This is a genomic window from Solibacillus sp. NPDC093137 (assembly GCF_050280445.1).
Taxonomy (GTDB): domain Bacteria; phylum Bacillota; class Bacilli; order Bacillales_A; family Planococcaceae; genus Solibacillus; species Solibacillus isronensis_B.
Map to the genome: position 1 here is coordinate 77,422 of NZ_JBNNVH010000009.1, position 14,752 is coordinate 92,173.

Consider the following 14,752-nt stretch of genomic DNA (forward strand, 5'->3'; position numbering starts at 1 on the left):
ATCATAGAACTGAACCTTGGCGAAATGATTTTACGTGCAAGCTTTTCCTTTTTCGCGATATTAATACTCGCCCGCATCATCGGTAAAAAGCAAGTGAGTCAGCTCACTTTCTTCCATTATGTCACGGGGATCACTTTTGGTTCGATTGCTGCCGAAGTCTCGACTCAAGTGGAAACCCCTTTTTTAGACGGCATGGTTTCTTTAATCGTGTGGGCTGCATTAACAATTACCGTTAGTTATATTTCATTCAGATCTTCAAAAGCACGTATCCTTTTTGACGATAAACCGTCGATTGTCATTAATAACGGTGTCATATTAAATAATGAATTGAGAAAAGCACGGCTTCATCCGGACGAGCTCGCTATGCTGTTGCGTGAACAGAGCATTTTCTCATTTGATGAAGTACTATATGCCGTTTTTGAAACAAATGGAGAATTAAGTGTCCTGAAAAAGCCGCTTGCCCGGACTGCAACAAAAGAAGACGTATCAGTGTCTGCCCCTGCCCCGCAATACTTTCCTCTGGAATTGATTTCGGACGGGAAAATTATTCAGAAAAACTTAACGGAGCTTCAGCTTACTGAAGACTGGCTCAGAAAAAAATTAGCGAAGAAAAATATCCACGAGATCGATAATGTTTATTATGCGCAAATTTTAGAAAATGGATCACTTTATATTAGTATTAAAAATGCTAGTCCACCTTCATAACCATTTGAAAAGACATTTAATCTTCATTATATTACCAATTTTCTTGAAAGTTAATACAAAAAAGCAGAAATCAATTGTAAAACAACGATTTCTGCTTACTATTTATACTTTTAAATAACGAATATTGTTCTTGCTCATTTTAATGCCAAGCAGTACGAAGACAAAAATTAAGATGAGGACAACTAATAAAGTATACCAATAATTTTCCATTAATACGCTATCTGTCAGAAGGCCTGTTCCGTATTGTGCAAGCTTCCAAGGTGTCACACTCCAAAAGCTGCCGATTAATGTATCAATAAGCAGACCGACTGGGATGAGAATAATTGTAATCGCAGCAGCGACCGATGTTTGGAAGGCTGCACTCATCGCAACAGTAAGCGCCATAACTAGCATCAGCCAAACACAATACGTACCGAGCATTGCTAAAAATTTTGATAAATCAACATTCCCGTAAAGCAGTACGGTATAATACATACTCCCCGCATATCCCGCCAATGCGCTGAGAATAGCAATCATGCTTGCAACAATCCATTTACTGAAAAACAACGCAGTAAAAGACATTGGACGTACATAAAGAAGTGTCGCAGTACCATTCTGACGTTCACGGCTCACGGAACCGATAAAGGCAGTAATTAATACAAGCAGTCCAATCGATTGAAATTGCCCGGTTGATGCCATAAGCAGATCAGCAGGCTGAAGTTCAGGCATTGTCATCATAAATCCATCGGGCATATTGCCGACCGCCTGCAAAATATCTTCCATAAAGTAATTCATGAGCGGATCACTAATACCGAGCAATACAAAAACGAGCGGAATCCATAAAATTTTAAAGCTGCGAACACTTTCACGCCATTCTTTTAAAAGTAATGCTTTAAATTGCTGCATGCTTCCCCGCCACCTTCATAAAGATTTCTTCCAGGCTTGCCGTTTCCCTCTCAACTTTTACAACTTCATATGGTGATGCCGCCAACTGCTGAAGCAGCTGTTGCATCGATGGGCGTTCATCTACAATTTCCACATATGCTGCTATTCCGTTGGCTACAGCTCCTAATGTAGACTGACTCGCAAATTGCCGTGCTTCTTCCGCATTTGTGAACATTATTTTATAACGCGGTTCTTCAAACTTTTGCTTCACCTCTGTCAGTGACCCTTGCTCGACAAGTTGGCCGTCCCGTAAAAACAGCAGCTGATCGGTCATTTCCTCAGCATCGTTTAAAATATGCGTTGAGTACAAAATCGTCGTTTGCTGCTGCACTTCTTTCAATAAGTTCATCACTTCCCGACGTCCAACCGGATCTAGTGCCGATACCGGTTCATCCAGCAACAGGAGCTTTGGCTTATGAACTATTGCCTGGGCAATACCTAAGCGCTGTTTCATTCCTCCTGAAAACGTCTCGGTCTTTTTATTCATCGCATCCTGCAAACCTACAAATTCCAGCATCTTTTTGCATTCACTTTTTAATGAACGCTTCTCAAGACCGCTTAAGTTGGCTACCATCTCCATATATTCAAGTGCAGTCAGCCAAGAATAGTACTGGGGATATTGAGGTAAAAAGCCGATTGCACTGCGTATATCCTTTACATCCGGCATGATGATCTTGCCGATTGTCGGCTCCAGTATATTAGAAAGCATCGAAAGTGCCGTCGTTTTCCCTGCGCCATTCGGACCGATCAGCGCTGTAGATGTATGCATCGGCAAAGTGAACGATAAATCATCCACTACTTTTTTCGCACCAAATTGCTTTGTGAGACCTTTCACTTCAATACAGATCATTGGCTTTTCCGTCCGAACAGAAAGTAGGCGATCGGTCCGAGTGTATTAACAAACAATGATACGAGGACCCATACCCATTTCGGGCCGCGTGTCTCATAACTACGTACAATATCCACTATGGCAACCGCCGCAAGCACAAACTGCAATACTAATAACGGCGCAATGAGTCCCCAAGGAATATTCGATAATAGATCCATTTTAAATCCCCCTTAAATTTTTAAATGATGTTTTAAATTGACGAGTAAACTTTTATAGCGCGTATCGTTTTGCACACTGGCCAACATCGGATTATCGGCAATACTTTCATAAATAGATTTTTTGATTGTTTCTTCATCACGCGGTGTTTGCGTGCTCAGCATAACTTCCTTTGCGATCCAGCCATCCAGCAAGTAGAAATAATTATCCCCTGTAATTTGAAATGGAAATTTGATTTGTGTACAAATTTTTACATAGCGCTCAATACAGCGAATTGCTTCTTCTATATTATTTTGTGTTGCATATCCGCTCGCTGCCTTTATATAAAACAGCAGTGTGTTGTGTATATTCAGTTTATCTAAATGAAAAGTGTCTATTATCGTTTCAATCCGGCTGACCGACTGTTCGAAATAAGATACATTTCCTATTTCCAATCCAAGTGCTTCATTCGCATTCGTAATCATATACAGCAAATGCTGGTACATGTTGACCTGGTGAATTTCTTTCGCCTTTTCTATATTGCCCAGCATCGTTTGTGCAGTAGCGATCAGCTGCTCAGTCCCAAGCTGAACTACAGCATCCTCCCCTAATAATTTAAGCACATGCTGAGGTTCCCCTTTTAAAATATACGTATATGCCTCCAGTAAATTCGCCTCGTTTTTCAGCCGGTAATTTCCGCTGAACTCCTTTACACGTTTACAGAGTTCCTGTATTTTGTCCGCAGCGGCTTCTTTATTCTGTGCAAGATTAAAGTAATTGACGTAAAGCTGTGCCATCTTCAGTAAAAACGGGAAGCAACTATAATATTCTTCAATAAGTTGATCAATTGCTGTATCCACTTCAGCAAATGGTTCCTTTGAAAAGCGCTGTGCTAATTCCGCATACATTTTTAAAATTCGTTCATTCGTCAATTGCGGCTCATAACCGAGCAGTGCATCAATTGAAATGTTGAAAAATGTGGCAAGTTTCGGCAACAATGCGATATCCGGATAGCTTTGCCCCTTTTCCCACTTTGAAACAGCTGCCCTTGATACTCCGACATGCCTTGCAATTTCCTCTTGTGTCACTTGCAATTGCTTGCGGTGCTCTGAAAAAATGGCCGCAAATTGAAAGTTGGTCATCCCCCTCACCTCTTATTCTTATTATAAAAGAACTTTGGCTGATTAATAGCGACTAATTCTTTCGAAATATAGATTTTGTCAACTAATGGTTTCGTTTGGCAGTGGTGGCTAGTATTGTGGAGGTAGGATATTCTAATAAAATGGGGGGGAAGTTCTAATATATTTTTATTTTTTCTAATAAAATCGCGTTTTTCTAATTTCTAATATAACCGATCATTGTTCTAATAAAAATTAAAACGCCCTTCATTCTCCTCTATTCATATTTAAATGAAGACCTTGTCACTCGCAATTCCACCTCGTTTTCTAATAATACCGCCCGTTGTTCCAATAACCTCAACCCAAACCTGCGTACAATAAAAAAACTGCCTCCAAAATGTAAAAACACTTTGGAGACAGCTTGCTCTATATAAAGTTTATTTAATTAAATGCTTAATTTCCTCGAAGCTTGGCAGTGCCGTTAACGCACCTGCTTTAGTTGCGGCCATTGCGCCCAGCTTGTTGCCGAATGCGACACAGCTGATTAAATCTTCTGTTACTGTAGGTAAACCATTGAAATGAACATAACGGAGTACGCCTGCCATAAACGCATCGCCTGCACCTGTTGTATCTACCGGAACAACTCGTTCAACTGGAACATGTGTTACTTCACCGTTTAATACAGCATATGCTCCATCAGCTCCAACTGTAATCAGCACGATCGGTACTAACAGCTCATCCAACTTTTGAAGACCTTCTTCAATTGTTGTTGTTTCTGTAAGGAAGTATAATTCCTCATCAGTAAGCTTTAAAATATCTGCATCTTCAAAGAATGAAGTAATCGTCTCACGGCAGATTTCTTCGGATTCCCAACGAAGCGGACGGATATTCGCATCGATTGCGATAATTGCTCCTTTATCCTTGGCCATATCCACTGCGGCACGTGTTGTTTTTAATGCTGTTTCTTCAAACATCGTTCCTGAACAAACATTTAAAATCGAAGCACGTTTGAATGCTTCTTCCTGTAACTGCTCTGGTGTTACTTGTAAATTCGGCGTCTCATCGACATAATCTTTAAATACTCGTTCACATTTTTCAGTTAAATGAACATATACACCACTTACACGCTTCTTCGCATCAAATACAGCGAAATCAAGATTTACACCTTCTTTTGTAATCTCTTGACGGCAAAATTCCGACGTTTCGTCATCGCCTGTAATTGTAATAAGTGCTGACGGTGCCCCAATACGACTAATCCCTGCTGCAACATTGATTGTTGCGCCACCTAAATACTTCGTGAATGAAGTATTGGTCTGATCATTTGCAATATAATCAACGAATGCATCTCCATAAACTAAGATGAATTCTTTGTCTATTTGGCTCATTAATTGTCTAACCTCCGACGTTGTATGTTCTTACTAATTTACCATAGAAAAGATATATTTATAAAACTTTATACTATTCTGAAACTAATGCTTTCTTCGCGAATGAATTTATTTTCTGTTATACTTTGTTCGGTAAGGAGTTGATTGTAATGACCATTACCATTAGACAAGCAAATCGAAATGACGCGAAAGCTGTCGCACCTTTAATTTATGACGCAATTGGAGACATTGCAAACAATTTGACTGGTGAAGAGGAAGTTTCGCAGATTTTAGCTACTTTAGAACAGTATGTCACAGAAACGACAAATCGACACAGCTATTTGAATACATTTGTAGCGGAACAACAAGATGAAATAGTTGGGATTGTCGTACTTTATGATGGACGTCTAGGGTACAAGCTCGATCGCCAGCTTGAACAGCAACTGGCTAAAAAAGGAATACAGACTACATTGGACGTCGAAGCACATATGGATGAATATTACATCGATACCATTTGTGTCTCGAAGAAAGCGCGCGGACTTGGTATCGGCACGCTCCTTTTGCAGTTTGCCGAACAAAAAGGCAAGGAGCTTGGCTTCGAAAAAATTTCTCTAAATGTGGAACTAGAGAAACATGATGCACGGCGCTTGTACGAAAAAATAGGCTATCGTACAATTGAACGCTGGACAATAATTAATGAGCCATTTCATCATATGGTGAAGTCGCTATAGAATAGGAAGAAACACTAAATGAAACAAAACTGGATTTACCCGCTATTAATCGTAATAGCGGCTAGTAGTTACGGAGTATTATCAACAATTGTAAAAGTTGCGATGCAGCACGGCTATACATCGTCAGAAGCCGTGACGAGCCAATATTTCGTTGGATTTTTACTCGCACTCGTGCTCTTTGTTGTAACACAACGCACATTACCGAAGCTTTCAAAGAAAGGTGCCATCACTTTACTTTTAGCCGGAATATGTACAGCGATTACGGGTATTGTTTACGGACACTCCCTAAATTATTTACCTGCATCATTGGCAGTTGTTATGCTGTTCCAATTCACATGGATTGGATTGTTCATGGACTGTTTCCTGAAAAGACGTCTGCCAACACGTATTGAATTAATTTCGTTAGTGTTTTTATTTATAGGTACGGTTTTTGCAGCCGGTGTAATTGATGTAGATTTATCGCAAATTGCTTGGCAAGGATGGGCACTAGGGTTACTCGCCGCCTTTACTTTTGCTGCCTTTATGCAATTTAATGCTCAGCCTGTTGAAGGAGTAACGACGATCGGACGTACATTTATTTTATCTGTTGTATCATTGATCATCGTTTGTATCTTTTTATCGCCTGAAATTGTATGGAACGGCCAATTGACAGGCGGTCTTTGGAAGTTTGGTCTGGCACTTGGGCTCTTCGGTATTATTTTGCCGATTTTACTATTTTCGATTGCCGCGCCAAAAGTCGGTGGTGCACTTGTACCAATTCTGAGTGCAATGGAGCTGCCTGTAGCAATTACAGTATCTGTTATTGTATTAAATGAAAATTTAACGCTTCTCCAAGTTTTCGGTATCGTACTTGTACTGTTTGGTATGGTATTGCCATCCTATTTTGCTTCAAAAAAAGTACGTGTTATCGATAAAAAACAGCAGCTGTCCTGATTTTAGGGCGGCTGTTTTTTTATATTTACCGTTCGTTTACTTTATTTATTTGAATTGATAAAATTTTCTAATAATTGTAGAATGAGATTATCAGGTAGTAGTTTCTATCATTTGATTGGAGGCCCATTCAACATGTTCTTTCAGAATTACCGCAATCTAATAAATGAAAAAGAAGGAATTTTATTTCCTTCCAATAGTTATCGTCAAATGGTTTTACAGCCCGCTTATGATGAGGCACGCAAGCATTTTTTGGATGCGATGCTTCAGATTCATATTGCCCATTTAAAGATGCTTGAAGAACAGGAATTGGTTACCCCAGAAAATGCACGTCGCATCGGTCAAGCTATTCAAAAAATTGATCTGGAATATTATAAAACCCGGGATTATAACCCGCAATTTGAAGATTTGTTTTTCCGCATTGAAAACAAGCTAATCGAACTCGGAGGCGACATTTCCGGAAATTTACATATTGGACGCAGTAGAAACGATATGGGAATCGCCATTTACCGCATGACATTACGTAAAAAGATGCTCACGCTCATGCAGGAACTTTTGAATTTACGTCAATCGCTAATCGCCTTTGCCGAAGAGCATGTAGAGACGATCATGATTGGCTATACACATACACAGCAGGCACAGCCGACAACGTTTGCCCATTATTTAAAGGCTGTCATTGACCAGCTCACTAGGGACTATAAACGAATGCAGGCAGCATACAATACCATTAACCGCAGTAGTATGGGCGCGGCGGCTTTGACAACTACAGGCTTCCCGATTAGCCGTGAACGAATGCAGGAATTACTTGCATTTGATGACTTAATCGAAAATGCTTGGGATGCCGTTGCTGGTGCCGACTATATCGCGGAAGCAGCTAGTATCGTTCAGCTAGCCGCACTAAATTTAGGGCGCACATCGCAGGACTTTTTACTATGGGCAACGCAGGAATTCAATGCTTTTAAGCTTGCCAGTCCTTATGTGCAGATCAGCTCCATCATGCCTCAAAAACGCAACCCTGTTTCAATCGAGCATACACGTTCGCTGCTTTCATCGGTTGTCGGTGATGCGGCAACAGTACTACAGATGGTCCACAATACACCATTTGGAGATATTGTCGATACGGAAGATGATATGCAACCTTATTTATGGCGGGCAATCGACCGGTTAGTCGGGATTTATAAGCTCTTTGCAGGTATGGTCCTCACGATGGATGTAAATAAGGAAAACTTACTGAAACGTGCGCAAAACAGCTTTGCCAACGTAACAGAGCTTGCCGATTCTCTCGTACGCTCCGAGGATATTTCATTCCGCCAGTCACACAAAATTGTCAGCCTTTGTGTACGAGAACTGATGGAAAATAATAAAGAATCGCTCGCAAGCCTGACATGGAACTTGGCCAACGAGAAATGCATAGAAGTTACAGGAAAGTCTCTTCAAATTAATGAGATTGCCTTTTACCAGGCGATCCAGCCGGAGTACTTCGTTAATATACGTACATTAAAGGGAGGGCCTGCGCCTGCAACAATGCGAAAATCGTTAAAACAGGCACAAGATGATACAGTCCATCTTGAAAGTTGGCTGAGAGAAAAAACAGAGACAATTTTAAAAGCCGAAAATCGATTGGAACAAATTTTAAAGGGGTGGACGGAACATGAGTAATCGTTATGTATTAGCCGTTGATGGTGGTGCATCAAAAACAGTAATGAGCATTCGTTCTACAGATGGGCGTGAACTATTTACCGCAACTTCTACAGGATCGAATTACCAGGCAGTAGGAATTGAACATGTCCAACATGTGTTTACCGGCCTGCTCAGGAGTGCAGCAGCCCATTTACCGAGTCTGTTTATTGATGTAGCGATCTTTGCGCTTTCCGGCATTGATACCGATCAGGACAGAAAGATTATCGAGGAAATTATTGTAGGAAGTATCGCCCGCTCCCCTTTCACATTCGGTCAAATTCTAATAGAAAATGATGTTGAAGCAACATTAAAAGGACTCGGGAAGAACGATATTAGCCTGCTTATTTCAGGTACAGGGGCTATTTGCTATAGTCTGATGAATGACAAGATTAGCCGTGGTGGCGGCTGGGGACACCGGATTGGTGATGAAGGAAGCGGTTACTGGATCGGAAAACATATTGCGAAGGCGATATTCCGCGCTGCTGATGGACGCAACAAGCCGACCGTATTAACAGAGCTTGTTTTAGCAGGTCATCATGTTAACAGCACAGATGAATTATTTAATCTCATTTATTCAGCTGATTATACTAATGCCCGATTAGCCAGCTTCGGGTCCTATTTGCAACAGGCGGTTAAAATGGGCGATGCCGTTGCACAGAAAATCATGCAAAAGGCAGCGGATGAACTCGTTTTATTGGCAGCAACGACATTAAAAAATGCGGGTTATGCAAATAATGACCATACACTGTTTTTAAATGGAGGAATTTTAAAAAACAATCCCGGTCTGGTTGAAATAATAACTACACAGCTTCAAACAACACACCCGAATATAACGTTAAAGTTATGTGAAGAAAAGCCGATTGAAGCTATTTTTAATCGTGGCTTACGTGAATTAAACGGGGCCCATTCTGTAAAGTGAACATATAAAAACCCCCTTTAGCATCAATTGCCTAAAGGGGGGTCTATTTTTTATTGTACTACGTCTTCCTGACTTCCCAGCTTAGACTCGATTAAACCTTTTGCCTCATCCTTCATCTCATCTGTAATCGATAAATAAACTTTCCCCAGCGCCGTTAAAATGATAAACGCATCATCTGTTAACCCGACTAATGGAAGAAAATCGACAACTAAATCTAATGGTAAAATGAAGTACCCTAGCGCTCCTAAAACAATGAGTTTACTCGATTTAGGCATGTCCGGACTACGGAGGGCGACGTAAAGTGTGGCAGCTGCCTGCATCGCTTTATAGCCTAACCCACCACCGAATTTTTTTATTTTATGCAGAAACTTTTTATCTGAGTAATGTTGGTCTTGGCCTTCAATCATTTTTTCAAAGTTATATTGTTCGCTCATACGTATGCTCCTTTCCTTGCTATTACTTTATTGTTCCTCAAATATGCGACTTGTAATCCTATACGTTTTCGCAATAAGAAAAGATTCATTTCGTATTTTGCCTTTTATGTAGGAAATTTAACCAATGTTGCTGAAATATTTTTGTCGGGTTCAACACTTCGTCATAGTAAATAATTGAATTTTTCCGGAGCTTTGCATGACCGATCGGCACTTCGTAGACAGGAACCTTTCGTCTTATCGCCTCAATCAGCATGTTCGTGTCATAGTGGTAAGACTCCCCTTTCACTTTACAAAGCCATGGCAGATGTCCTCTTGGAATGTAACGTAATCCTGTTTGGATGTCGAGCAAACGTTTCCGGATAAGCAGTTCAAACATCATCGAGTAGGCAAGATTTTGCAGTTTACTAATGAACGGGTAGTCTGAGTCTTTGAAATCACGAATGCCTAGTATAATCCCGTCCGAAAAGATTTTCGTACTCGATAACACTTGTTCCACATCCAATACCGAGTGCTGACCATGTGCTCCTACTGTAATAATTCCCTTTGCCTGCAATCGAGACTTTAAAATATACTCCATCCCTGTTTTAAGTGCGCGACCTTTCCCCAGGTTTTTGTCATGTGTTAATATTTCGCAACCTTCTTGCTGTAATTGTTCAAACAGACCGTTATATTTTTCCTCACTGCCATCGTTAATGACAATAATATTGGCAATCTGCAATGCACGCAGTTTCCTGACAAATTGCAGAAGGGCCGGTAAAGGGTTTAGCGCTGGAATCATAACAATGACTTGCTCCATTTTGCATGCTCCTTCATAGAGTATTTACGATAAATTATTTATTTGAACATTATTCATCCGCATTTAATACAGCGGGAATATATTTTCTATATATAAAAGGGGACGCTCAAATATTGCACCGTCCCCTTTTCGTAAATATTTCCCCGGTCATTGCCAGATAATTTTTAGCTTTGTACCGTTGCTGCTTCTATTTCTTGGTTAAATACGCTTTTTGCCTTTTCAATATCAACTTGCAGCTGTTGCTCTTGCAATGCTTCACCAATCACAACAATAGCCTGCTCCAGCATTTCCGCTGTTGTATTCCCCATATGTCCAATGCGGAATGCTTTTCCTGCTAAGTGGGCTAAAGAACCCGCTACGATAATGCCGCGGTTCGCTAGACTTGCTCGGAACTTGCCATCTTCAATACCTTCAGGATATATAATACAGCTTAATGTCGGCGCAGCTACTTCTTCATTAGCCAGTGGTGTCATCCCGTAAGAACGCAGTGCCGCACGAATCGCTTTACCAAATGCGATATGACGCGCTTCACGTTTCTCCATACCTTCTTCTAATACAATATTCAGTGCAACATCATATGCGTAAATTAAGTTAACCGGAGGCGTCGCAAAGTACATTGCCGGGTTATCCATAATATTGCGCCAATTATGTATATCCGCATAATAGGCCGGCACTGTCCCGATTTGTTCACGGGCAGCCAATGCCTGCTGACTGAAAGCTACAATCGCCAGCCCTGGTGGAATACCAATTGCCTTTTGTGATCCTGTTAACACAATATCAATTTTATAGTCTTCTTCACCGTAAGCTTTACTCATGTCCTCTTGCAATGCCGCTGTTGCGACAACACCATCGACAATGACAAGTGCACCAGATGCTTTAATAATCGGTACAAGTGTCTCTAAATCCGATACGACTCCAGTAGATGTATCGGCATGTGTAATTGTTACTGCCTTATAATTGTTAGCCTTCACTGCTTCCTCAACAAGCGTTGGGTCTACACGCTCACCCCATGTTGACTGCAGTACATCGACTTCAATTCCAAACGCCTTTGCAAGTGGTGTAAAACGGTCACCGAAGTAACCGTGACTAATAACAAGCAGACGTTCACCTTTTGCAATAGTATTTACTATTGCCATTTCCATTGCCAATGTTCCTGAACCTGCTACAACATATACTTCTCCATCTGTATTAAACAGCTTTTTCGTATTAGCCAGCGCATTTTTAAATGTCTCCACAAACCTAGGATCGGTATGGCCTCTCGTTTCACTTGCCAAGGCGTCATAAATCTCATCCATTACCGGTGTCGGTCCTGGTACTAATAACAATTCTTTATTTTTCATTTATATTACTCCCTTTTCTTAATAGTAAAAATATTCTATCTATATAATATTCTCTACACTTTATTAGAACTCCTTTATTTCTACAAAATAGAAAATGCCTTTTTAGCCCCATCCAAGCTAAAAAGACATTCATCTTTATAAAAACCCCTTAGTTTTCTTTATATGTTGGGAGGCATCCCATACTAAACCGCGTTCCAATTCGATTTAGCATTGTTCATAGTAGTCAAGCTGTTCAAGTTCAAGAAATTATTCCTCTTCCGCATCCTATGTTTCATTCAATAGTCGCTTCGGCATAACGTCTATTTACTAAGTGCACATTCCCCAATGTCACTTGAATCGGTAAGATAGAAGAAAAGGAATACGTTAATCCGAAGTAAGCAGTTCCCCGTTTATGAATCTATTCATAACACTGCCTAGTAAACTTCAACCTTATACAAATTGCTCTGTTTCAGTAGAGCCGGACATAGCAGTTGTCGAAGATGTACCACCTGAAATTGTTTGTGATACTTCATCAAAGTAACCAGTACCTACTTCACGCTGGTGACGAGTAGCAGTGTAACCTTTACTTTCAGCAGCAAACTCTGCTTGTTGTAGTTTAGAGTAAGCAGCCATACCATTGTCTTTGTAGTCATGCGCAAGCTCGAACATTGAGTAGTTTAAGCTGTGGAAACCTGCAAGTGTAATGAATTGGAACTTGTATCCAAGTTTACCTAACTCACGTTGGTACTCTGCAATCTCTTCATCTGATAACTTAGCTTTCCAGTTGAATGAAGGCGAGCAGTTATACGCTAACATTTTTCCTGGGAACTCAGCATGGATTGCAGCAGCAAACTCACGAGCTTCTTCCAATGACGGGTGAGAAGTCTCACACCAGATTAAGTCTGCATATGGTGCATAAGCTAAACCGCGTGCAATCGCTTGCTTAATACCTGGTTTAGTACGGTAGAATCCTTCTGGAGTACGTTCACCCGTTAAGAACTCTGCATCACGTGGGTCAATATCTGACGTTACCATATCAGCAGCATCTGCATCTGTACGTGCGATTAAAATTGTATCAACGCCAGCAACATCAGCAGCTAAACGTGCAGCAATTAAGTTACGTACAGCGTTTTGCGTTGGTAATAATACTTTCCCGCCTAAGTGACCGCATTTTTTCTCAGAAGCCAACTGGTCTTCTAAATGCACACCAGCAGCACCTGCTTCAATCATCCCTTTAACTAATTCGAATACGTTTAATGGACCACCGAAGCCTGCCTCCGCATCAGCTACAATCGGCGCAAACCAGTCGAAGCCATCTTCACGGCCTTCTGCATGGTCGATTTGGTCAGCACGCTGAAGCGCCTGGTTAATACGTTTTACTACTGCTGGTACAGAGTTTGCCGGATATAAAGACTGGTCAGGATACATTTGACCAGAAAGGTTTGCATCAGCCGCTACTTGCCACCCCGATAAGTAGATTGCCTGTAAACCTGCCTTTACTTGCTGTACTGCCTGATTCCCCGTTAAAGCACCTAAAGCATTAATGAAAGGTGCATCATGTAATGACTTCCATAAACGAGCAGATCCTCGTTTTGCTAATGTTTGCTCCTGGATGAATGAACCTTGTAACTTTACAACCTCTTCTGCTGTATAGCCACGCTCAATTCCTTTCCAACGCGGGTTTTCCGCCCATTCCTTTTGTAAAGCTTCGATTCTTTCTTGACGAGTTGACATAATAAATTTCCACCTTCCCCATTGTGTATGGATATTCTGTTAGAAAAATTTGTAATTGACTGTTCCATAACAGAACATCTTGCTGTAATATAATGTATAACAGAATGTTTAACTTTTCATTATTTTCTGACAAATTAACTTTAATTTAGGATGAATGGGTATATTTAGAGGATGAATTGTCAATTAGGCAATAATACAGAAGGAGTGGATTTGCATTGTCCTTACAAAATATTGAAGTCGAAAAGAGCATATTAAATCAGTATAAAACTATTTTAGAAGATTGGATTCCTCAAGATGCATCGATTGCAATAGCAGTAAACAATAGCTTTATTTATTTCAGTACAGGTCATCACCATTTTTCATTGAAAGTAGGTTCTGCTGTACCTAAAGACAGCATCGCTTACAAAGTACTTCAAACAAATCAAAAAGTTGATGCTGTTATGGAGAATACACTTTTTGAAATACCTTATTATGCGATTGGTTATCCAATTTTGGTGAACGGTGAACAAGGTGCCTTAGTTGTCGTCCTGCCCCCATTATTTAAAGTTAAGAGTTCAGATATGTATCAGTTTTTAACAGGGAAACAAATGGAAGATTGGGTACCGATTTCGATTGATGAAATTTCTCATATTGAAAGTCTTCAAAAACGGACATGGTTTTACTCCAAAGGAGAACAATACAAAACAGCCATTACACTTAAAGAGCTGCAGACTCGATTACCAAATAACTTTCTTCGCATTCATCGTTCTTATATTATAAATATTTGCTTTATAAAGAAAATCTCGAGGGATCTGACTTCTAATTTTATTGTTCAACTGAAGGATGGCGTAGAGTTACCAGTAAGTCAGTCCTATATCAATAACTTACGGGCCGTTCTGGAGTTTTAATAATAGAATGGGGAATCTTACAAAAGCTTTACTAATAAAAAATTCAATAAAAGGAAAACAAAAAACCCACTGATTTCTCAGTGGGTTTTACATGTGCGAAGCGACGTCCTACTCTCACAGGGGGAAGCCCCCAACTACCATCGGCGCTAAAGAGCTTAACTTCCGTGTTCGGTATGGGAACGGGTGT

15 protein-coding genes and 1 rRNA gene are annotated in these 14,752 nt (G+C 40.5%); 6 read left to right on the forward strand and 10 right to left on the reverse strand.

Annotated features, from left to right (window positions below; all coding sequences use genetic code 11):
- Positions 1–24 precede the first annotated feature (24 nt).
- On the forward strand, positions 25–705 hold the full coding sequence (locus ACQKN3_RS19275; protein ID WP_251691362.1) for a YetF domain-containing protein: 681 nt from the start codon (positions 25–27) through the stop codon (positions 703–705).
- 102 nt (positions 706–807) lie between these two features.
- Here ACQKN3_RS19275 and ACQKN3_RS19280 read toward each other — a convergent pair whose 3' ends face one another.
- The 5 genes from ACQKN3_RS19280 to ACQKN3_RS19300 all read right to left on the reverse strand — a co-directional run bounded on the left by ACQKN3_RS19280 (position 808) and on the right by ACQKN3_RS19300 (position 5,156).
- Entirely contained in the window at positions 808–1,590 is a 783-nt protein-coding gene (locus tag ACQKN3_RS19280) for an ABC transporter permease (RefSeq protein WP_427714132.1), read from the reverse strand.
- On the reverse strand, positions 1,577–2,479 hold the full coding sequence (locus tag ACQKN3_RS19285) for an ATP-binding cassette domain-containing protein (RefSeq protein WP_427714135.1): 903 nt from the start codon (positions 2,477–2,479) through the stop codon (positions 1,577–1,579). The genes ACQKN3_RS19280 and ACQKN3_RS19285 overlap by 14 nt, the downstream gene beginning before the upstream one ends.
- Positions 2,476–2,676, reverse strand: coding sequence for a PLD nuclease N-terminal domain-containing protein (locus ACQKN3_RS19290; RefSeq protein WP_251691356.1), 201 nt, complete (start codon positions 2,674–2,676; stop codon positions 2,476–2,478). Before ACQKN3_RS19290 ends, ACQKN3_RS19285 begins: the two co-directional genes overlap by 4 nt.
- 12 nt (positions 2,677–2,688) lie before the next feature.
- Positions 2,689–3,795, reverse strand: a complete 1,107-nt coding sequence (locus tag ACQKN3_RS19295) for a helix-turn-helix domain-containing protein (protein ID WP_427714139.1) — start codon at positions 3,793–3,795, stop codon at positions 2,689–2,691.
- Between the two features lie 413 nt (positions 3,796–4,208).
- A complete protein-coding gene (locus ACQKN3_RS19300) occupies positions 4,209–5,156 on the reverse strand; it encodes a carbohydrate kinase family protein (protein WP_251691353.1) in 948 nt (315 codons plus the stop codon).
- A 149-nt stretch (positions 5,157–5,305) separates the two neighbouring features.
- Between ACQKN3_RS19300 and ACQKN3_RS19305 the strand changes: the two genes are divergently transcribed.
- From ACQKN3_RS19305 to ACQKN3_RS19320, 4 genes are all read left to right on the forward strand, one after another.
- A complete protein-coding gene (locus ACQKN3_RS19305; protein ID WP_427714143.1) occupies positions 5,306–5,866 on the forward strand; it encodes an N-acetyltransferase family protein in 561 nt (186 codons plus the stop codon).
- An 18-nt stretch (positions 5,867–5,884) separates the two neighbouring features.
- Entirely contained in the window at positions 5,885–6,799 is a 915-nt protein-coding gene (locus tag ACQKN3_RS19310; RefSeq protein ID WP_251691348.1) for an EamA family transporter, read from the forward strand.
- Positions 6,800–6,931: 132 nt separating this feature from the next.
- Positions 6,932–8,455 (forward strand): argininosuccinate lyase, encoded by a 1,524-nt coding sequence (gene argH / locus ACQKN3_RS19315; RefSeq protein WP_251691346.1) that lies wholly within the window; start codon positions 6,932–6,934, stop codon positions 8,453–8,455.
- A complete protein-coding gene (locus ACQKN3_RS19320; protein WP_251691344.1) occupies positions 8,448–9,395 on the forward strand; it encodes an N-acetylglucosamine kinase in 948 nt (315 codons plus the stop codon). Before argH ends, ACQKN3_RS19320 begins: the two co-directional genes overlap by 8 nt.
- 50 nt (positions 9,396–9,445) lie before the next feature.
- Here ACQKN3_RS19320 and ACQKN3_RS19325 read toward each other — a convergent pair whose 3' ends face one another.
- From ACQKN3_RS19325 to aceA, 4 genes are all read right to left on the reverse strand, one after another.
- On the reverse strand, positions 9,446–9,829 hold the full coding sequence (locus tag ACQKN3_RS19325) for a YkvA family protein (RefSeq protein WP_251691342.1): 384 nt from the start codon (positions 9,827–9,829) through the stop codon (positions 9,446–9,448).
- Between the two features lie 85 nt (positions 9,830–9,914).
- Positions 9,915–10,625, reverse strand: a complete 711-nt coding sequence (locus tag ACQKN3_RS19330; protein ID WP_427714148.1) for a glycosyltransferase — start codon at positions 10,623–10,625, stop codon at positions 9,915–9,917.
- Positions 10,626–10,789: 164 nt separating this feature from the next.
- Positions 10,790–11,965: a pyridoxal-phosphate-dependent aminotransferase family protein gene (locus tag ACQKN3_RS19335; RefSeq protein WP_427714151.1), complete on the reverse strand. Its 1,176-nt coding sequence runs from the start codon at positions 11,963–11,965 to the stop codon at positions 10,790–10,792.
- Between the two features lie 429 nt (positions 11,966–12,394).
- Entirely contained in the window at positions 12,395–13,678 is a 1,284-nt protein-coding gene (gene aceA / locus ACQKN3_RS19340; RefSeq protein ID WP_427714154.1) for an isocitrate lyase, read from the reverse strand.
- A gap of 215 nt (positions 13,679–13,893) precedes the next feature.
- Between aceA and ACQKN3_RS19345 the strand changes: the two genes are divergently transcribed.
- Entirely contained in the window at positions 13,894–14,565 is a 672-nt protein-coding gene (locus ACQKN3_RS19345; RefSeq protein WP_251691334.1) for a LytTR family DNA-binding domain-containing protein, read from the forward strand.
- 95 nt (positions 14,566–14,660) lie between these two features.
- Here ACQKN3_RS19345 and rrf read toward each other — a convergent pair.
- A 5S ribosomal RNA gene (gene rrf, locus ACQKN3_RS19350) occupies positions 14,661–14,752 on the reverse strand; the annotation flags it as partial.